This window comes from Mesorhizobium sp. M7A.F.Ca.CA.004.12.1.1 (assembly GCF_003997835.1).
GTDB lineage: Bacteria > Pseudomonadota > Alphaproteobacteria > Rhizobiales > Rhizobiaceae > Mesorhizobium.
In genome coordinates this window covers 1-18,672 of record NZ_RZRK01000002.1, presented here as the reverse complement: position 1 = coordinate 18,672, position 18,672 = coordinate 1, and the positions used below count along the sequence as shown (strand labels likewise).

The following is an 18,672-nucleotide window of genomic DNA, read 5'->3' as shown; positions in this document are numbered from 1 at the left end:
CACGGAAGATGCCAGTCACAGCTTGGCGAGACGGAATGGCGCTGCCCGAGTGCCACGGCAAGACAGGATTGTATCATCATGACGCAGACCGCGTTTCTCAACCCCACCCGTGCCGCGGCGTCGACCCGCACCGGCACGGTCGCCGGTGAACGCTTCCTGGTCCTCGATTCGTGGCGTGGCATCTGCGCGCTTCTGGTGGCGCTGTTTCACTTCCCGACCGGTTCGACGATTTCGCAAAGCGCCTTCATCGGTTCGTCCTACCTGTTCGTCGATTTTTTCTTCGTCCTTTCCGGTTTCGTCATCGCCAGCAGCTACGGCGATCGGCTGAACCAGCCGGAACAGGTCGCGCGCTTCGCACTGGTCCGTTTCGGCCGCATCTACCCGCTGCATCTGCTCATGCTTGCCGCCTTCGCCGGCTTCGAGTTGCTGCGGCTGATGCTGCCGCAATTGCACGGCACCGGGGCTGCCCCCTTCAGCGGAGGCTTCGACCTCGGCAGCCTGCTTGCCAATCTTCTTCTGCTCCAGGGTGTCGGTTTCGAGGATCAATTGACCTGGAATGCGCCAAGCTGGAGCATTTCGGCCGAGTTCTTCGCCTATCTCCTGTTTGCCGGCGTGGTCTTCGTCGCCGGTGCGCGCGCCTGGATATGGTTCGTCGCCGCCGCCGTCACCGCGCCGCTGTTCCTGCTCGGCTTCTCGAATCATCATATGGATGTGTCCTTCGATTTCGGCTTCATCCGTTGCCTGTACGGCTTCTCGCTCGGCGCCTTGCTGGCCTGGTTTCAGCATGATTCCATTGCAGGGGCGCGACAGGCCCTCGCCAGGAGCGGCCCGCGGATGGACTGGACCCTTGCCGAAATCGTCATGGTGACCGTCATCGTGCTTTTCGTCTCGCTGGCGGGCGGCAATGATTTCGGCATCGCGGCACCCCTGGTGTTCGCGCTGGCGCTGTTCCTGTTCGCCCATGAGGGCGGCTGGATCAGCGTCTTGCTGAGAACCCCGTTCATGTTGACGCTCGGCGCGCTGTCCTACTCGATCTACATGGTCCACATTTTCGTCCAGGCGCGCCTGATCAACATCGCCGGGCTCGTCGAGCGCAAGCTCGGCCTCGGCCTGATGGGCGATTTCATGCTGCGCGGCCAGCCTGCCACCGGCTTCGGCGCCGGCTGGACGGGAGCATTGGCGATCGTCGTCATGCTCGCGGCCACCATTGCCGCCTCCTGGATCACCTGGCGTTTTGTCGAGATGCCGGCCATGGCGTGGTTCCGCCGGCTCTCGAAACGCATCTGACGCGCACTCCCCGCGAACAACCGCTAGCCGGCTTCGTTCACCTGGATGTCACGAGGGTCGCCTATCCCGATCTCGATCCGGCAAGGAGCGATTCTCGATGCGGACCATCTGGCTGAGCCTTCTGTTTTCCTCGGCACTTGTGGCCTTTTCTGACCAGTCATTGGCCGGCGAGACCCGCGCCAGGCAGATTCTTGACCGCTTCGAGCACGCCAACCAGTGGCGCGACCACGTCATGGTGGCCGCGCATCGCGCCGGCAGCATGCAGGCGGGCAAGACGCTCTACGCGGAAAATTCGATTGCCGCCGTGGAGGGGTCGATCGCCATGGGCGCAGAAATCGTCGAGGTCGATATCAGGCGCTCGAAGGACGGTGAGTTCGTCGTCATGCATGACAGCTGGCTCGACCGCACCACCACCTGCAAGGGCGAGGTGGTCAAATACACCCTGGCCGAACTGAAGACCTGCAGGCTGGTGGTCGAAGGCACCGGTGCGGTGACGGGTGAAACAGTCTCGACGCTGCGCGAGATGCTGATGGCGACCAGGGACAGGATCCTCATCAACCTCGACAACAAGCTCGACGTCGGCGACCTCTCGGGCATGATCGCGGTGGCTCGCGATCTCGGCATGGCCGAGCAGGTTATCGTCAAGGAGAATTTGTGGAACCAGAACCGGATCACCACGGTCCAGGCGGCAATGACCGCTATCGGCGGCGGCTTCCAGTTCATGCCGATCATCGCCGATGATGCGGTGCGTGATGCCGGCTTCGCCCGGACGGTCGGCCATGCCTTTTCGCCGCGCGCAATCGAGCTGATCAACTGGCGGGCAGGCGCCGAGACGCTGACCGAGACCGGCGGACCGTTGTTCAGCATGCGCATGCGCGCGGCCGCGGTCAGGGGCAACTGGCACATCTGGGCCGACACCTACGCCATCGCCAACAAGCCGGGCGGCTTCCTTGCCGGCGGCCGCGGCGACGAACTGGCGGTGCAGGCCAGCCTGCCGCGCGAAGTCTGGGGTTTTTGGGCCGATCGCGGCGCCACAATCATCCAGACGGACGAGCCGAAGGCAGCCATCGTATGGCTGACGGCGAATGGTTTTCGCGTGCCTTATGCCAATGAGGCGCGGCCGGCCGAGCCGGCGAATACGGCGAGTATCAACTAGAGGCTCGCCGCTGGAACAGCGATCTCCCCCCTTGAGGGGGAGATGGCCGGCAGGCCAGAGGGGGTCGCCGCGCACAGAGCGCCAACCTTCATCTGCCGCAGGAGGTCGCGCCCGGTCGTGCCGACCCCCTCTGTCGCCTTTGGCGACATCTCCCCCTCAAAGGGGGAAACTGGTCGCGCCTTACGCCGCCTTGGCCATCCCATCCAACTCCTGAAGCACATCCCCTGAAAGCTTGAGTTCAGCCGCAGCGAGGTTCTCCCGCAAATGTCCGACCGACGATGTGCCGGGAATCAGCAAGATGTTGGGCGCGCGGCGCAGCAGCCAGGCGAGCGCAATCTGCATTGGCGTGGCGCCGAGGCGCGTTGCGACGTCCGACAGGGTGGAGGATTGCAGCGGGTTGAAGCCGCCGAGCGGGAAGAACGGCACATAGGCGATGCCGTCGCGGGCAAGGTCGTCGATCAGGGCGTCGTCGCCGCGATGCGCAAGATTGTACTGATTCTGCACGCAGACGATCTCGGCGATACGGCGCCCTTCGGCGATCTGCGCCGGCGTCACGTTGCTCAGCCCGATATGCCTGACCAAACCTTTTTGCTGAAGCCCGGCCAGGATGGTGAGTGGCGCTTCGATCGATCCCTCGGCGGGGCCATGGGTATCGAACATGATGCGCAGGTTGACGACGTCGAGCACATCGAGCCCAAGATTGCTTAGATTGTCGTGCACCGCCTGGGTCAGCGCCTCGGGAGAGAAAGCCGGCAGCCAGGAGCCATCGGGCCCGCGCCGCGCACCGATCTTGGTGACGATGACGAGATCGTCGGGGTAGGGTGCCAGTGCTTCGCGGATCAGCCGGTTGGTGACGTGCGGGCCGTAGAAGTCGCTGGTATCGATATGGTCGATCCCCTGCGCAATCGCCTCGCGCAGCACGGCCAATGCCGCGTCATGGTCCTTGGGCGGCCCGAACACGCCGGGCCCGGCGAGCTGCATGGCGCCGTAGCCGAGCCGCTTCACGGTGCGGCTGCCAAGCTTGAAGGTGGCGGGGGCGAAGGTGCCGGATTGTTGGATATTGGACATGATTGATCTCCTTTGAGGAGGCAGAGATAGGCGCTGCCCAACCTCGTGATAATCCGGTACAATCCACACAGGCCGTGCGGAATGGCGAACAATGATGGACCTCAGTGACCTGAACGCCTTCGTGGCGGTGGCGCGCGCCGGCGGTTTTCGCGATGGCGCGCGTGCGAGCGGCGGCAGCGCCTCCGGCTTGAGTGAGGCGGTGCGTCGCCTGGAAGCGCAGCTTGGTGTCAGGTTGTTCAATCGCACGACGCGCAGCGTTGTCCCGACCGAGGCGGGCCTCAGCCTGCTGGAGCGGCTCGGCCCGGCGCTGTCGGAGGTGGAGGCGGCGCTGGATGTGGTGAACGGCTTTCGCGACAGGCCGGCGGGTTCGCTGCGTCTCAATGTGCCGGTCAGCGCCGCGCGGCTGATATTGCCGGATATCGTGCCGGGTTTCCTCGCCGCCTATCCCGGCATCCGTCTGGAAGTGATCGCCGATGAGAACTTTGTCGATGTGCTGGCGGCCGGGTGTGACGCCGGCATCCGCTATGACGAGCGGCTGGAGCAGGACATGATCGCGGTGCCGATCGGACCGCGCGTGCAGCGCTTCGCCACCGCTGCCAGCCCTGCCTATCTTGCTCGTCATGGGCGGCCGCAACACCCGAGCGACCTGCTTGGCCACTCTTGCGTGCGCGGGCGCTTTGCCAGCGGTGCGATGCTGCCTTGGGAGTTCGAGCGCGACGGTGAGGTGGTGCGGGTCGATCCGACAGGGCCGCTGATCGTGCGGATCGGCGGCGCGACCGATCTTGCCGTCGATGCGGCCATCGCCGGCACCGGCATCATCGGCCTCTTCGAGGGCTGGCTTCGCCCCTACTTCGAAAGCGGCGCGCTTGAGCCCATTCTCGAACCGTGGTGGCCGAGTTTTCCCGGACCGTTCCTCTATTATCCCGGCCGGCGGCTGGTGCCGGCCCCGCTGCGGGCGTTCATCGACTATATCAAGGGCGGCAAGGCCTGACCTGTTTATGCCGGCGCCTTCACCCCACCCGGCGCTACGCGCCGACCTCCCCATCGAGGGGAGGTAGGGCGTCGCGCTCTTCTACCTCCCCTCGATGGGGAGGTCGCGCCGCAGGCGCGGGTGGGGTGACTGCCGAGCCGCAAACAAAAAGGCCGCCCGGAGGCGGCCTTTTCGATTGTCTGAAGCTGCGGAACGCTTAGCGCTTCGAGAACTGGAACGAACGACGGGCTTTCGCCTTGCCGTACTTCTTGCGCTCGACGACGCGGCTGTCGCGGGTCAGGAAGCCGCCCTTTTTGAGCACGGCGCGCAGCGTCGGCTCGTAATAGGTCAGCGCCTTGGAGATGCCGTGACGCACGGCGCCAGCCTGGCCGGAGAGACCGCCGCCGACAACGGTCGCGACGATGTCGTACTGGCCGGCGCGGTTGGAGGCGATGATCGGCTGGTTGAGGATCATCTGCAGGACCGGACGCGCGAAATAGGTCGCGAATTCCTTGTCGTTGACGATGATCTTGCCGGAACCCGGCTTCACCCAGACGCGCGCAATGGCGTTCTTGCGCTTGCCGGTGGCATAGGCGCGGCCCGACTTGTCGAGCTTCTGGACGTGGACGGGGGCTGCCGGCTGGGTATTGGTGTTGCCGGTGGCGGCGCCCAGTTCTGCGAGCGAGGAAAGCTCAGCCATCTTATGCGACCTTCTTGTTCTTGGCGTTCAGCTTGGCCACGTCGAGCACGACGGGCTGCTGTGCGACATGCGGATGCTCGGCACCTGCATAGACGCGCAGGTTCTTCATCTGGCGACGGCCGAGCGGGCCACGTGGGACCATGCGCTCAACGGCCTTCTCGACGACACGCTCGGGGAAACGACCCTCGAGCAGCTGGCGCGCGGTGCGCTCCTTGATGCCGCCTGGGTGGCCGGTGTGCCAGTAATAGACCTTGTCGGTGAACTTCTTGCCGGTGAACACCACCTTGTCGGCATTGATGACAATGACGTTGTCGCCGTCGTCGACATGCGGGGTGAAGGTCGGCTTGTGCTTGCCGCGAAGATGATTGGCGATGACAGTGGCCAGACGACCGACGACGAGACCTTCGGCGTCGATCAGGATCCACTTCTTCACCACATCCGCAGGCTTCTGCGAAAAGGTTGTCATGTTTTCTGCTCTCGGTTCTGACCTTCATAAGAGAAGGCGTTTCTTGTTGCTTGGATTGTCGGAAGGACGCTGCCCGCCGCCAATAACAAAACGGCGGCCTTTGCGGGCCGCTGCTTCGTGAGGGCTTATAGGCGAGGGTGGTGATCGCGTCAAGGCGCGCGAAAAGGAGAATATCTGACAAAATGCGGCGAAAACAATAAGTTAAGTGAAAGGTATTATTTTACCACATCGCCATTCCGCTTCGGCGGGATCGAATAGGTGCCGGTGGCGTGCGCCACCGTGTGCCCGTCCGGGCCGGCAACGATGTCGATGTCGAACACCATCAGGCTCTTGCCCAGCTTCAGGATGCGGCAGTGGCCGTCGATCGGTCCGGCCTCTGCCTTGCGCACGAAATTGATGTCGAGGTTGACGGTAACGGAAAGCGCATCCGGCCCGGCATGGCTGAGCACGCAGACGTAGCCGCCAATGTCGGCCAGCGTGAACAGCGAAGGGCCGGACACCGTGCCGCCCGGACGCAGGTGCCGCTCGCCGGCGTTGAGCCGCACGGTGCAGCCGCCGGGGAACACGTCGATCGCCTCGAAATATTTGAACTGCTCGTTGAGCTGCGGATAGACGGTCTCCATCAGCGCATTGACTTGTTGCGCGGTCAGAACCGGCTTCAAATTGGTTTGGGCGGGCATGTCGGTCTCTCGTTTTGGCCGACCTGTATGGGCGCGGCGCGGCATTTCTGACAACCTTCGTCCCCTGGCGCAAGCGATCGGTGTTGGACGAAACCTGATCCGGTATTAGATAGCCCAGGCGGAATCGCGGAGACCTTATCCATGGCCGAAATCCTTGCCATCAAGCCTGCCGCCGTTGAAGGTCCGGTTGTTGCACAACTGGACAAGGGCGTGCTGCGCCTGACGCTCGCCAATCCGCCAGCCAACGCGCTGTCGCTGGCGGTGATGGCGGCGCTGACGGCCGAACTCGAGCGCGCCAAGGCCGACAAGGCCGTTCGCGTCATCGTTTTGTCGGCGGCCGGCAAGGTGTTCTGCGCCGGCCATGATCTCAAGGAAATGACGGCGCGCCGCACTGACGCCGATCATGGCAAGGCCTTCTTCGCAGAGACGTTTGCCGCTTGTGCGACGCTGATGCAGGCCATCGTGCGCCATCCCGTGCCTGTGATCGCCGAGGTTGACGGCCTTGCCACCGCCGCTGGGCTGCAACTGGTCGCCAGCTGCGATCTGGCGATCGCCTCGCACGAAGCGACCTTCTGCACGCCGGGCGTCAATATCGGGCTGTTTTGCTCGACGCCGATGGTGGCGCTGTCGCGCAACGTTTCGCGCAAGCATGCCATGGAGATGCTGCTGACCGGAGAGACGATCGATGCGGCGACCGCCAAGGAGTTCGGCCTGGTCAACCGCGTCGTGCCGCGCGAATACCTGAATCAGATCGTCACCAAATACGCGCAAACCATTGCTTCCAAATCATCTTTGGTGGTCAAGACCGGCAAGGAAGCCTTTTACGCCCAGGCTGAAATGGGCCTCGCGGACGCCTATGCCTATACCGGCCGGATCATGGTCGAGAACATGCTTGCGCGCGACGCGGAGGAGGGCATCGGCGCCTTCATCGGCAAGCGCAAGCCGGAATGGAAGGACGAGTAAGGAGAACGTCATGGAACCGCGCATCTCCATCATCACCATTGCTACCGATGATCTAGACCGCGCCGTGCGCTTCTACGAAGAGATGGGCTTGAAGCGGCATGCCGCCATCACCGACGGGGTCGCCTTCTTCCAGATGGGCGGCGTCATCCTCGGCCTGTTCCCGCGCGCCAGCGCAGAAGAGGATTCCGGCATCGCCTTCGCCGCGGCGCCATCGGCGGTCTACCTCGCCTACAACACTCGTTCCGACGCCGAAGTCGACGACGTGCTCGCCAGGGCGGAAAAAGCCGGCGGCCGCATCGTCAAGCCGGCCGGCCGGGCCTTTTGGGGCGGCTGGTACGGCTATTTCGCCGACGCCGACGGGCATGTCTGGGAAGTGGCGCACAATCCTGCCTTTCCGATCGCGGAAGACGGCACGATTTCGCTACCTGGCTGATGGCCCATCGCAAGCAGCTGACGCGGCTAAAGGCTCCCTATCTGAAGCGCATCCTGCTCGACGCCGAGCGCGTGGCGGACTGGGAGAAATATCCCTGGAATCTACCGCTGTTTCGCGGCCATGAGTTCGAACTCGAATTCACCACGCCGATCACCATCATTGTCGGCGAGAACGGCACCGGCAAATCGACGCTGCTCGAGGCGATCGGCGCACTGGCCGGCTATGACGAAGCCGGCGGCGGCAAGGGATATATGCCAGTCGACCATTCCAGCGCTATCGACAAGAGTGGTGCTGCGTTGGCCAACGCATTCCGTGGTCACTGGCTGCCGAAAGTCACCGCCGGCTGGTTCTTTCGCGCCGAATCCTTCTACTCCGTGGCCCGCTATCTCGATCAGGCAGCGCTGCAGTCTGGCGGGGCGCCGCCGGACTTCCTGTCCTGGTCGCATGGCGAGGGCTTTATCCGATTTTTCGAGGAGCGCTGCCGCAGGCAGGGCATCTACATCCTTGACGAACCCGAGAGCGCACTGTCGCCGACGCGACAGATCGAGCTGCTCAAGATGCTGCGGCGCATGGACCAGTCGGGCACCGCGCAAGTGATCATGGCGACGCATTCGCCGCTGCTGATGGCTTGTCCCGGCGCGCGGCTGTTCCGCATCAGCCGCTTCGGGCTCGACCCGACCGATTTCAGCGATACCGATCATTTTCGCATGATGCGCGACTTCTGTACCGATCCGCAGGCGTTCATGGAGGAAGCGCTGCGGGAGGATGACGCGTGAGCGCCGGCGACGATGATCTCAACTGGCGCGTCGAGCAGGCATGCCGCGAAGGCTGGCCGGCGGCGACCGGGGCGATCTTTGATGGCTGGCTCCTGCGGCGCTCCGGCGGACGGATCCGGCGCACCAATTCGGCCAATCCCTTGCGCGGCCAGCGTGGCGCGCCGGATGCTGTCATCGGCGCCGCCGAGTCCTTCTACATCGGCCACGGCCAGACGCCCTTGTTTCGGGTTCCCGACATCGCCGGCGAGCTCGAAGCCATACTCGACCATCGCGGATACCAGCCGGAAGGCGGCACGATCCATCTCCATGCCGGGATCGGCGACCTGGCTGAAGTCCGCGATGAGCAGGTCACCGTTTCGAAAGTGCCGGGCGAGGACTGGCTCGCGGCGCGGTTCCGCATGGGGACCTTTGACGACGCCGAGTGCCGCATCTTTCGCGAGATGACCGGGCTGATCGTCGGCGACCGGGCGTTCGTATCCTGTGAACGCGACAGCGAAATTGCCGCCTTGGCCTATGGCGTCATCCGCAATGGCCTGCTTGTGGTGGAATCGGTTGAAACCGATGGCCGTTTCAGGCAGCAAGGTCTGGGCCGCAAGACTGTCGGCGGCCTCATCGGCTGGGCGCGGCGGGCAGGGGTTCACGCCGCATGCTTGCAGGTGGTGGTCGACAACACGCCGGCTCGCGCTCTCTATGCCTCGCTTGGGTTCAGCCGTGAACTTTACCGATACCACTACCGCAGGAAGCCGCATGAACCACGATAGCTACGACAACACCTACATCGCCGGCATCCTCAATTCGGTGAAGACCATCGCCATGGTCGGCGCGTCCGCCAACGATGTGCGGCCAAGCTATTTCGTGCTGAAATATCTGCTGGCCAAGGGATTTTCGGTGTTTCCGATCAATCCTGGCCAGGCCGGCAAGGAGATCCTCGGCCGGATGACCTATGCGAGGCTCGCCGATATTCCCGAGCCGATCGACATGGTCGATGTCTTTCGCGCGCCGGCGGCGGTGCCCGGCATCGTCGACGAGGCGTTGCGGCTCGATCCCTTGCCGAAAGTCATCTGGATGCAGCTTGGCGTTCGCCATGACGAGGCCGCCGCGCGCGCCGAGGCCGCCGGCATCAAGGTGGTGATGAACCGCTGCCCCAAGATCGAATACGGCAAGCTGTCCGGCGAGATCGGCTGGACCGGCGTCAATTCCGGTGTGCTGTCGTCGAAGAAGCCGCTGATGCGGTCGGGATTCCAGAGTTTTGGCGTGCGCCAGAAGTAGGACACGTCGCTAAAAGTGCGCGGCGGTTTTGGGATAACGACGTGCACCAAAAGCAAGGCCTGATGCGCAATGCGCCTTGGGCGCAAAATTATTCCTTAGACCAGTGCATTTTCTCGGGCCTCGGCCGCAGATCGTTCGCCGAAGGGCATTTTCTTCTTTGCATTCGCGCTCATGCTTCGCCAAGAATGCCCGGCGATTTCAAGAGTTTCAAAAGGGAGGTTTTCAGTGACCCGCACGCCAGGTTTCAACACGCTCGCCGTCCATGCCGGTGCCAAGCCCGATCCGGCGACCGGCGCGCGTGCCACGCCGATCTACCAGACGACCTCCTTCGTCTTCGACGATGCCGACCATGCCGCGTCGCTGTTCGGGCTGAAGGCCTTCGGCAACATCTACACCCGCATCATGAATCCGACGCAGGCGGTGCTGGAAGAGCGCATGGCGGCCCTCGAAGGTGGCACGGCGGCACTCGCGGTCGCTTCCGGCCACGCCGCGCAGGTGATCGTGTTCCACAATCTGATGCAGCCGGGCGACAATTTCGTTGCCGCCAACAAGCTTTATGGCGGTTCGATCAACCAGTTCGGCCATGCCTTCAAGAATTATGGCTGGGAGGTGCGCTGGGCCGACACCAACGACATCTCGACCTTCGAGAGCCAGATCGACGACAGGACCAAGGCGATCTTCATCGAGAGCCTGGCCAATCCGGGCGGCACCTTCGTCGATATCGAGAAGATCGGCGACATCGCGCGCAAGCATGGCCTGCCGCTGATCGTCGACAACACGCTGGCTTCGCCCTACCTGATCCGGCCGATCGAGCATGGCGCCGACATAGTCGTCCATTCGCTGACCAAGTTCATCGGTGGCCACGGCAATTCGATCGGTGGCGCCATCGTCGACGGCGGCACCTTCGACTGGTCGAAGTCGGGCAAATACCCGATGCTGTCGGAACCGCGCCCCGAATATGGCGGTCTTGTCCTGCACGAAACCTTCGGCAATTTCGCTTTCGCCATTGCCGCGCGCGTGCTCGGCCTGCGCGATCTCGGTCCGGCGATCTCGCCCTTCAACGCCTTCCTCATCTTGACCGGCCTGGAGACCTTGCCGCTTCGCATGCAGCGCCACTGCGACAACGCCGTGACGGTCGCCGCCTGGCTGTCCAACCACCCCAAGGTCGCGTCGGTGAACTATCCAGGCCTGCCGACCGATAAGAACAATGCGCTGCAGAAGAAATACTCGCCGCAGGGCGCCGGTGCCGTGTTCACCTTCGCTCTCAAGGGCGGCTATGACGCCGGCGTGAAATTTGTCGAGGCGCTCGAGCTGTTCTCGCACCTGGCCAATGTCGGCGACACCAAGTCGCTGGTCATCCACCCGGCCTCGACCACGCACCGCCAGCTTTCCGACGAGCAGAAGGTCAAGGCCGGCGCAGGACCGGACACGGTGCGGCTTTCGATTGGCATCGAGGACGTCAACGACATCGTCGCCGACCTCGAACAGGCGCTAGCCAAGGTCTGACCGATCATGAGCGAGTCAAAATTTCTTGCCATCGGCGTCGACACTGTCGACGCCGAACAGGGCGCGCCGACGCCGGATCGGCTGATCTCGGGCGATCCCAAATTCCTCACCTGGAATGTCGAGGAGCGCGACGGCGGCCTTTACGCCGGCATCTGGGAATCGACCCCGGGCAAATGGCGCATCGTCTATGACGAATGGGAGTTCTGCCACATCCTGTCCGGCGTTTCGGTGATCGCGGAAGACGGCGGGCAGGCGCGTACCGTCAAGGCCGGCGACAGCTTCGTGCTCAGGCCCGGCTTCAAAGGCAGCTGGGAAGTGCTTGAAACGACTCGCAAGGAGTATGTGATCAAGCTGTAGACCGTGATCCCGAAAAGTGGAGGCCGGTTTTCGGGTAAAGATCATGGTCGAACAACAAAAGATGCACGGATCAGACGATGCGGTCGATATCGCTGTCCGAGAATCCGTATCGCGCCATCATCCGTCGGTGCCAGTCGCTGCCCACCAATTCATCGAGGCAAGCATCGATGCGCCGGAGCAGGGCTGAATTGCCTTTGGCGATCGCGAAGGCACCGGCCGACGGCTGCTTTTCAATCGGGGGAACCTCGACAAGCCCAAGCGGCATATCGGGCCGCCGGGTCAGATAGCCTCGGTGCGCCATCGCAACGCTGGCGTAGGCGTGCACCGCGCCGCTGGCCACTGCGTCCGCCGCATCCGCCTGCGTTGCAAACGTCCTGACCTGCTCGGGCGCGATTCCGTTGTGCAACGCCGTAAGATGCTGAACCTGATCGGTTATGACACCAATCAACGCTGTCCGGTCCTCGGCAATGGATTGGTAGCCGCGAAAGCCACGCGGATTGTGTTTCGCGACCAGCAACCCGTCCTGCAGCGCCCAGATCGGCCGTGTGAAGTCGACAAGCTGCCTGCGCTCTTCGGAGACGAACAGGCCGGTCGTCATGGTCCAACGACCCTCGACCAATCCCGGCAGCAGTTCAGCGAATTCGGCTTCGATCGGCTTAAAGCTCGCCAATCCGAGCATGTCACCGAGCCTGCGCGCAAGCTCGACGTCACAGCCTGAGACCTCGCCCGATGCACCTGCAAAGCAGAATGGCGGCTCTTCCAGGAAGGCGAATTTCAACTCAGTCAGATCAGGCAAACCGGCGCCACCTATTCCCCGGGCACAGTCTGAGGCAGCCCCGGCTTGTGGCCGTCAAAAGCCGACGGCGAGCGTTTCCAGCCCATGGAAATGGTAAGTGTCCCGAAAGCGCGCCTCTTCGGCAAGATGCAGCTTCGGATGCCGTTCGAACAGGGTTTTCAGCGACACCTGCAATTCGAGCCGGGCGAGCGGCGCGCCGATGCAGAAATGGATACCGGCGCCGAAGGACACGTTCTTCTGGTCGGCACGGTCGGGCCGGAAGGCGAGGGGATCGGCGAAGGCGCGTGGGTCATGATTGGCCATGCCCAGCAGCAGCCCGATCGTCTCGCCCGGCTGCACGACGATGCCGGGCGCGACCTCGATCTCCTGATAGGCATAGCGCGCGAACATGTGCAGCGGCGCGTCGAAGCGCAGGCATTCCTCGACCGTTGCCGCGGTCGCCTCGGGCGAACCGAAGAAGCGGCTGACATCGCCGCCCTGCATAAGGATCGAGCGGACGGCATTGCCGGTCTGATGCACGGTCGCTTCATGGCCGGCATTGAGCAGCAGGATCGCCGAGGACACCATCTCGTCCTCCGACAGCCTCTCACCGTCCTCCTGCGCCGAGATCAGCAGCGACAACAGGTCGTCGCCGGGATTTCGGCGTCGCTCGGTGACGTAGCCACGGAGGAAATCCGCAAATTCGCGGGCGGCACGGTTGGCCGTCTCTTCGATCGCGCGTGTGCGGCCATGCATGTACATGGCGACCATCTGGTGCGACCAGTCGAGCAGTTGCGGCCCCATTTCGACCGGGACACCGAGCATTTCGGCAATGATGGTGATCGGCAAGGGCGCCGCGAAAGCAGGCAACAGGTCGACCGCCTTGCCTGGTTCGAAACGGTCGATCAACTCGTTGGCCAAAGCCTCGACACGCGCCCGCAGCCGTTCGACCTGACGCGAGACGAAGGCGCGGTTGACCAGTGTTCTCAGCCGCGTGTGCACCGGCGGCTCCAGTTCCAGCATCGAATTGGCTTCGACGCCGTCGAAGGCCCTGAGATGGCTGCGGTCCTGTCCAATGCCGCGGCTGTCTGGAATGCCGGCCGGGTTCTGCCGGCCGAAGCGGCGATCGCGCAGCAGCCGGTTGACGTCGTCGAAACCGCCAAAGCACCAGAAGCCGAATTCTTCCCAGAAGAATGCATTCGATACGCCGTGCAGGAAAGCATAGGCATCATAAGGGTTTTGAAAAAAGGCCGGCTCGTGCGGGTCGAGCCGCAGATGTCGAGTGGCTGGATCAAAGGCCAGGGCGGTAGGCGTCCATTTGCTCATGCCAGACCAATAGCGCGGCTTGCCAGCTTGGTTCCAGACCGTATGTTGGCGCCCGCAATCCAATACGTTGAGCCAGCCAACCGGCTGCGGAAAGTCTGATTTGATGAAGGTGATCGTTGTCGGTGCGGGTATTGCCGGTCTCTCGACGGCGTGGTCGCTGGTCAAGGCCGGCCACAGCGTTTCGATCGTCGAGCAAGGGCCGATCCCAAACCCGATGGCCGCGTCGGGCGACCATCATCGCATCATCCGCCGCGCCTACCGCGCGGGGACCGGCTATGGCCGGCTGATCACCGAAGCCTACCAGGCCTGGGACGAGATGTGGGCCGATCTCGGCGAAAGCCACCTCGATCCCAGAGGATTTGTCTGCATTTCGCGCGAGCCGGGCGACGAGGCCGAGGAATATCGCGAGGGCCTGGAAGAAGGCAATTTTCCGTTCGAATTGCTGGAGCCCGATGCTGCGGTGAAGCGCTGGCCGTTCCTGGAAGCCGGGTCGTTCCGCTACGCCTATTTCTCAACCGAAGGCGGCGCCCTGCATTGCCGCAAGATCGCGTCCGGCCTGGCAAAGTGGCTGCGCGCCAACGGCGCCAATGTCTACGAAAATAGCAAGGTCGTCGAAGTCGACGCCGAAGCCGGCCACATCGTGCTCGAAAGCGGTGAGACCATGCAGGCCGACCGCATCGTTGTCGCCGCCGGCGCCTGGGTGCTGAAACTGTTTCCGGAGCTGGACGGCGAGCTGAAGACCTATCGAACCGCACTTGCCTATGTCGAACCGCCCGCCGATCTCGAGGCGGCCTGGCAGGCGGCACCGGTCGTCCTCGATGTCGGCGGCGCGATCGACGGCTATGTGATCCCGCCCTCCGGCGGCGCCGGCATGAAATTCGGGTCCGGGCGGCACAGGGTGCCGACCAGCGACGCCGATTGGAACCGTCAGCCGGTGGCGGGCGAGGGCGAGGCGATCCGCAACCTGTTTTCGCCGCCGATCGACCGCATCGAGGACTATCGTGTGACCGAGGTCGTCACCTGCGCCTACACTTTCACATCAGACGAAAAATTCATGGCGCATGAAAAGGGCAAATGCCTTGTTGTCTCGGCATGCTCCGGTCACGGCTACAAGTTCGGCGCGGCGGTCGGCAGGCGCGTTGCCGCTGCTGTCGGCGATGGGGATATTGCCGGCTTGAAGGCATGGCTGCGGGCGGAGGTCGCCTGAGCGCCGCCGGGGGTGACCTAATTCTGGCAATGCCTGGGAATATGCACCCGCCGCCAGCCCGATGAACCCTCGCGAACCAGCACACGACGCGCGACGGTCTGGTAGGAGGCGGGAACATCGATGATGCGCCTTTGCTCCGGCCGCACCAGCACCTCCTGGGCGATCCTGTCGTATTGTGCGGGGATGACCACGCGCCGCGTGCGTTCGGGCTGGATCACCACGGTTTTGGCGACACGTTCGTAGCGCGCCTTGTGCCAGACCTTGCACAGCACCTTGCGGCCATGGACGACGCGCCATTCCCAGGAATAGCCGCCGCCATCGATCCGGACCGTGCGGTAGACGGTGCGGGTGACGGCCGGCACGACCTGGTAGGTCACTTGCGCCGGAACGGTCATCACGACGCGCTCGCGCGTGCCATAGATAGGGGCGATATAGTCGACCTGCTGACCGGGCGGACTGATCATCACGTCTTCATAGACCGTGTCGTAGACGGCCGGACTGCGGACCGGCTCGTAACATTCGACGGCGCGGCCGCCGGCCGCCGTCTGCGAAATCGTGCCGAGCATGGTCAGGCCGGCGATGGTGAAGCATGCGGTTTTCCCGGGCATGACACTTCCCCTGTTGAACTCTACGCATAAGTTCAACGTTGAATTGTAGAGGAAGCCGTCTCGGAAAAAAGCGGTTTCGGCGCATTTCGTTAAGTGACGCGGTTAAGAAACTGCTACCTTGCGCGGCCGGCCATGCGGCTCCGGACCCGCGGAAGCATCCGCCGCCCGCGAATCCTTGGTCAGAAAGCTTGATTCGACTTACCCAGATGGCTAGGAGGGGTCGGCCTTGCACAAGGATGAGCCGGCATCCTATTTACGGAATAACGATCCAGAACCGATTCTGCCCGATCTGCCGGCATTCCCGGCGCCGGAATCCCACCGCGAGATAAGAGATATCTGATGAAGAACCCCGTCGAAACCTACATGAACCTCGTTCCGATGGTGGTCGAACAGACCAATCGCGGCGAGCGGGCCTACGACATTTTCTCGCGCCTCCTCAAGGAGCGCATCATTTTCATCACCGGTCCGGTCGAGGACGGCATGGCGACGCTGGTCTGCGCGCAGCTTTTGTTCCTCGAAGCCGAGAATCCGAAGAAGGAAATCAACCTCTACATCAATTCGCCGGGCGGCGTCGTCACCTCGGGCATGGCGATCTACGACACCATGCAGTTCATCAAGCCGGCCGTGTCGACGCTCTGCATCGGCCAGGCGGCTTCGATGGGTTCGCTGCTCCTGACCGCCGGTCACAAGGACATGCGCTTTGCCACGCCGAACGCCCGCATCATGGTTCACCAGCCTTCCGGCGGCTTCCAGGGCCAGGCGTCCGACATCGAGCGCCATGCCCTGGATATCATCAAGCTGAAGCGTCGCCTCAACGAGGTCTACGTCAAGCACACCGGCAAGAGCTACGAAGAGATCGAGAAAACGCTCGACCGCGACCATTTCATGACCGCCGACGAAGCCAAGGATTTCGGCCTCATCGACAAGGTCATTTCGTCGCGCGAGGCGGCCGAAGGGGCGCTGGCATAAAGGCAAGTTGGCAGTTGGATGGCACCATCACGCGCTTTTGGCGCGTCTTGCGGCATTTCGGCCACAATTGGCTGTTCCCTCGGGGGACAGGATTGCCTACGTTAAGGCTATGTTGAGTTTCGGCGGCTTAGCTTTATGCGGGGTTGTCGCGAATCATTGCCACGTTTTCTGATTTGTGTTTCGTACGGAATGCGTTGCGGGAGCCGGGACACACTGGCGGCGGCGGATTCCCGCGATAGATAGAGTATGCGCCCTTTCAGCCAGACCATCGGCGGGCGGCCATGAAAGGACATGAAAATGAGCAAGGTCGGCAACAACAGCGGCGATTCCAAGAACACGCTTTACTGCTCGTTTTGCGGCAAAAGCCAGCACGAAGTGCGCAAGCTGATCGCCGGTCCGACGGTCTTCATCTGCGACGAGTGCGTCGAACTCTGCATGGACATCATCCGTGAAGAGAACAAGACCTCGATGGTGAAGTCGCGCGAAGGCGTGCCGACACCGCAGGAGATCCTCAAGGTTCTCGACGATTATGTCATCGGTCAGCCCTACGCCAAGCGCGTGCTGTCGGTGGCGGTCCACAACCACTACAAGCGCCTCGCACATGCCGGCAAGAACAACGATGTCGAGCTGGCGAAGTCCAACATCCTGCTGATCGGCCCGACCGGTTGCGGCAAGACGCTGCTCGCGCAGACGCTGGCCCGCATCATCGACGTGCCCTTCACCATGGCTGACGCGACGACGCTGACCGAAGCCGGCTATGTCGGCGAGGACGTCGAGAACATCATCCTGAAGCTGTTGCAATCGGCCGACTACAATGTCGAGCGCGCCCAGCGCGGCATCGTCTACATCGACGAGATCGACAAGATTTCGCGCAAGTCGGACAATCCCTCGATCACCCGCGACGTGTCGGGCGAGGGCGTGCAGCAGGCGCTCCTGAAGATCATGGAAGGCACCGTCGCCTCCGTGCCGCCGCAGGGCGGCAGGAAGCACCCGCAGCAGGAGTTCCTGCAGGTCGACACAGCCAACATCCTGTTCATCTGCGGCGGCGCCTTCGCCGGGCTGGACAAGATCATCTCGGATCGCGGCCGCAAGACCTCGATCGGTTTCGGCGCGGTCGTCGCTTCGCCCGAGGATCGCCGCACTGGCGATGTCTTCCGCCTGGTCGAGCCCGAGGATCTGTTGAAGTTCGGTCTTATCCCCGAATTTGTAGGCCGTCTGCCGGTTCTGGCGACGCTGGAAGACCTCGACGAACCGGCGCTGATCCAGATCCTGACCGAGCCGAAGAACGCGCTGGTCAAGCAGTATCAGCGGCTGTTCGAGATGGAGAATGTCGACCTGACCTTCCACGAGAACGCTCTTTCGGCGATCGCCAAGCGCGCCATCGAGCGCAAGACCGGCGCGCGCGGCCTGCGTTCGATCATGGAGGCGATCCTGCTCGACACGATGTTCGAGCTTCCCGCGCTCGAAGGCGTGCGCGAAGTGGTGATTTCGGAGGAGGTGGTGACCGGCAGTGCCCGGCCGCTCTACATCTACTCCGAGCAGAAGGAAAAGAAGGGCAATGTCAGCGCCTGACATCATGAGCCCGCAGCGAAATTCTGAAACGGCGCCGCAAGGCGCCGTTTTGCTGTCACACAGGGCTTTTGCGCGGCGTACGGCTTGGCGTCGCAAATGTGTCACTCGCGGACGGGTTGGAAGTGCGGATTTGGACACGCCCCTTGATCTTTGGGGGTCGTGCATCCAACTAACTGGAGAAGGCCGAGGTGCCCGATTTCTGTGCTGTAAAACTCCCGTCATAAACGGTGGTAGGCGGAACGATCCCCGGTCGTTAATATAAGATTCGCGGTTGGCTGATTGGCGGCCGCGACATGAAAGGTTGGACAATGGCCAAAGTATCCAAGGCACCCAGCGACGGCGTCTTCGCAGTTCTCCCACTGCGCGACATCGTGGTGTTCCCGCACATGATCGTGCCGCTCTTCGTCGGGCGTGAGAAGTCGATCAAGGCGCTGGAAGAGGTGATGGGTCAGGAAAAGCAGATCCTGCTTGCCACCCAGATGAATGCCGCCGACGACGATCCCGAGCCCGATGCCATCTTCGACATCGGCACGCTCGCCAATGTGCTGCAATTGCTCAAGCTGCCCGACGGCACCGTCAAGGTT

The 18,672-nt window shown here is 62.9% G+C and carries 21 protein-coding genes; 14 read left to right on the top strand and 7 right to left on the bottom strand.

What is annotated here, in order from left to right:
• The first annotated feature begins 78 nt into the window (after window positions 1-78).
• Together EN984_RS00365 and EN984_RS00360 are read left to right on the top strand one after the other, a co-directional pair.
• On the top strand, window positions 79-1,287 hold the full coding sequence (locus EN984_RS00365) for an acyltransferase (protein WP_127269615.1): 1,209 nt from the start codon (window positions 79-81) through the stop codon (window positions 1,285-1,287).
• Window positions 1,288-1,384: 97 nt separating this feature from the next.
• Window positions 1,385-2,443 carry a glycerophosphodiester phosphodiesterase family protein gene (locus tag EN984_RS00360; RefSeq protein ID WP_127269924.1) on the top strand — a complete coding sequence of 353 codons (1,059 nt, stop codon included), beginning with the start codon at window positions 1,385-1,387 and terminating at the stop codon, window positions 2,441-2,443.
• A gap of 180 nt (window positions 2,444-2,623) precedes the next feature.
• Here EN984_RS00360 and EN984_RS00355 read toward each other — a convergent pair whose 3' ends face one another.
• Window positions 2,624-3,511, bottom strand: coding sequence for an aldo/keto reductase family oxidoreductase (locus tag EN984_RS00355; RefSeq protein ID WP_127268565.1), 888 nt, complete (start codon window positions 3,509-3,511; stop codon window positions 2,624-2,626).
• A gap of 91 nt (window positions 3,512-3,602) precedes the next feature.
• Here EN984_RS00355 and EN984_RS00350 point away from each other — a divergent pair, with 91 nt between their 5' ends.
• Complete coding sequence (locus EN984_RS00350; protein ID WP_127268566.1) at window positions 3,603-4,502, top strand: LysR family transcriptional regulator; 900 nt, start codon at window positions 3,603-3,605, stop codon at window positions 4,500-4,502.
• 196 nt (window positions 4,503-4,698) lie between these two features.
• Here the strand turns inward: EN984_RS00350 and rpsI are convergent, their stop codons facing one another.
• The 3 genes from rpsI to EN984_RS00335 all read right to left on the bottom strand — a co-directional run bounded on the left by rpsI (window position 4,699) and on the right by EN984_RS00335 (window position 6,327).
• Window positions 4,699-5,181: a 30S ribosomal protein S9 gene (gene rpsI, locus EN984_RS00345; RefSeq protein WP_023810272.1), complete on the bottom strand. Its 483-nt coding sequence runs from the start codon at window positions 5,179-5,181 to the stop codon at window positions 4,699-4,701.
• 1 nt (window position 5,182) lies between these two features.
• Window positions 5,183-5,647, bottom strand: a complete 465-nt coding sequence (gene rplM, locus EN984_RS00340) for a 50S ribosomal protein L13 (RefSeq protein ID WP_013532205.1) — start codon at window positions 5,645-5,647, stop codon at window positions 5,183-5,185.
• A 215-nt stretch (window positions 5,648-5,862) separates the two neighbouring features.
• The gene (locus EN984_RS00335; RefSeq protein WP_027162402.1) at window positions 5,863-6,327 is read right to left on the bottom strand and encodes a PaaI family thioesterase; all 465 of its coding nucleotides are present in this window, start codon (window positions 6,325-6,327) and stop codon (window positions 5,863-5,865) included.
• 141 nt (window positions 6,328-6,468) lie between these two features.
• Between EN984_RS00335 and EN984_RS00330 the strand changes: the two genes are divergently transcribed.
• The 7 genes from EN984_RS00330 (at window position 6,469) to EN984_RS00300 (ending at window position 11,631) form a co-directional block, all read left to right on the top strand.
• On the top strand, window positions 6,469-7,290 hold the full coding sequence (locus tag EN984_RS00330) for an enoyl-CoA hydratase (RefSeq protein ID WP_127268567.1): 822 nt from the start codon (window positions 6,469-6,471) through the stop codon (window positions 7,288-7,290).
• 10 nt (window positions 7,291-7,300) lie between these two features.
• The gene (locus tag EN984_RS00325) at window positions 7,301-7,723 is read left to right on the top strand and encodes a VOC family protein (protein WP_127268568.1); all 423 of its coding nucleotides are present in this window, start codon (window positions 7,301-7,303) and stop codon (window positions 7,721-7,723) included.
• Window positions 7,723-8,499 (top strand): AAA family ATPase, encoded by a 777-nt coding sequence (locus tag EN984_RS00320; RefSeq protein ID WP_127268569.1) that lies wholly within the window; start codon window positions 7,723-7,725, stop codon window positions 8,497-8,499. The genes EN984_RS00325 and EN984_RS00320 overlap by 1 nt, the downstream gene beginning before the upstream one ends.
• Complete coding sequence (locus tag EN984_RS00315) at window positions 8,496-9,260, top strand: GNAT family N-acetyltransferase (RefSeq protein ID WP_127268570.1); 765 nt, start codon at window positions 8,496-8,498, stop codon at window positions 9,258-9,260. Before EN984_RS00320 ends, EN984_RS00315 begins: the two co-directional genes overlap by 4 nt.
• Window positions 9,247-9,768, top strand: coding sequence for a CoA-binding protein (locus EN984_RS00310; protein WP_127269926.1), 522 nt, complete (start codon window positions 9,247-9,249; stop codon window positions 9,766-9,768). Before EN984_RS00315 ends, EN984_RS00310 begins: the two co-directional genes overlap by 14 nt.
• 225 nt (window positions 9,769-9,993) lie before the next feature.
• On the top strand, window positions 9,994-11,274 hold the full coding sequence (locus EN984_RS00305; protein WP_127269928.1) for an O-acetylhomoserine aminocarboxypropyltransferase: 1,281 nt from the start codon (window positions 9,994-9,996) through the stop codon (window positions 11,272-11,274).
• Between the two features lie 6 nt (window positions 11,275-11,280).
• Window positions 11,281-11,631: a cupin domain-containing protein gene (locus tag EN984_RS00300; RefSeq protein WP_127269930.1), complete on the top strand. Its 351-nt coding sequence runs from the start codon at window positions 11,281-11,283 to the stop codon at window positions 11,629-11,631.
• A 70-nt stretch (window positions 11,632-11,701) separates the two neighbouring features.
• Here EN984_RS00300 and EN984_RS00295 read toward each other — a convergent pair whose 3' ends face one another.
• Together EN984_RS00295 and EN984_RS00290 are read right to left on the bottom strand one after the other, a co-directional pair.
• Entirely contained in the window at window positions 11,702-12,427 is a 726-nt protein-coding gene (locus EN984_RS00295) for a transporter substrate-binding domain-containing protein (RefSeq protein WP_236383322.1), read from the bottom strand.
• 54 nt (window positions 12,428-12,481) lie between these two features.
• The gene (locus EN984_RS00290; RefSeq protein ID WP_127269908.1) at window positions 12,482-13,732 is read right to left on the bottom strand and encodes a cytochrome P450; all 1,251 of its coding nucleotides are present in this window, start codon (window positions 13,730-13,732) and stop codon (window positions 12,482-12,484) included.
• A gap of 103 nt (window positions 13,733-13,835) precedes the next feature.
• Between EN984_RS00290 and EN984_RS00285 the strand changes: the two genes are divergently transcribed.
• A complete protein-coding gene (locus tag EN984_RS00285) occupies window positions 13,836-14,939 on the top strand; it encodes an FAD-dependent oxidoreductase (protein ID WP_127269906.1) in 1,104 nt (367 codons plus the stop codon).
• Window positions 14,940-14,956: 17 nt separating this feature from the next.
• On the opposite strand, the gene EN984_RS00280 is transcribed toward EN984_RS00285, so the two are convergent.
• Window positions 14,957-15,547, bottom strand: a complete 591-nt coding sequence (locus EN984_RS00280) for a hypothetical protein (protein WP_127269904.1) — start codon at window positions 15,545-15,547, stop codon at window positions 14,957-14,959.
• A gap of 339 nt (window positions 15,548-15,886) precedes the next feature.
• Between EN984_RS00280 and clpP the strand changes: the two genes are divergently transcribed.
• From clpP to EN984_RS00265, 3 genes are all read left to right on the top strand, one after another.
• Window positions 15,887-16,516 carry an ATP-dependent Clp endopeptidase proteolytic subunit ClpP gene (gene clpP, locus EN984_RS00275; RefSeq protein WP_013532191.1) on the top strand — a complete coding sequence of 210 codons (630 nt, stop codon included), beginning with the start codon at window positions 15,887-15,889 and terminating at the stop codon, window positions 16,514-16,516.
• 297 nt (window positions 16,517-16,813) lie between these two features.
• Entirely contained in the window at window positions 16,814-18,088 is a 1,275-nt protein-coding gene (gene clpX / locus EN984_RS00270; protein WP_013532190.1) for an ATP-dependent Clp protease ATP-binding subunit ClpX, read from the top strand.
• A gap of 308 nt (window positions 18,089-18,396) precedes the next feature.
• On the top strand, window positions 18,397-18,672 hold a 276-nt coding region (locus EN984_RS00265; protein ID WP_206517391.1), incomplete at its 3' end, for an LON peptidase substrate-binding domain-containing protein.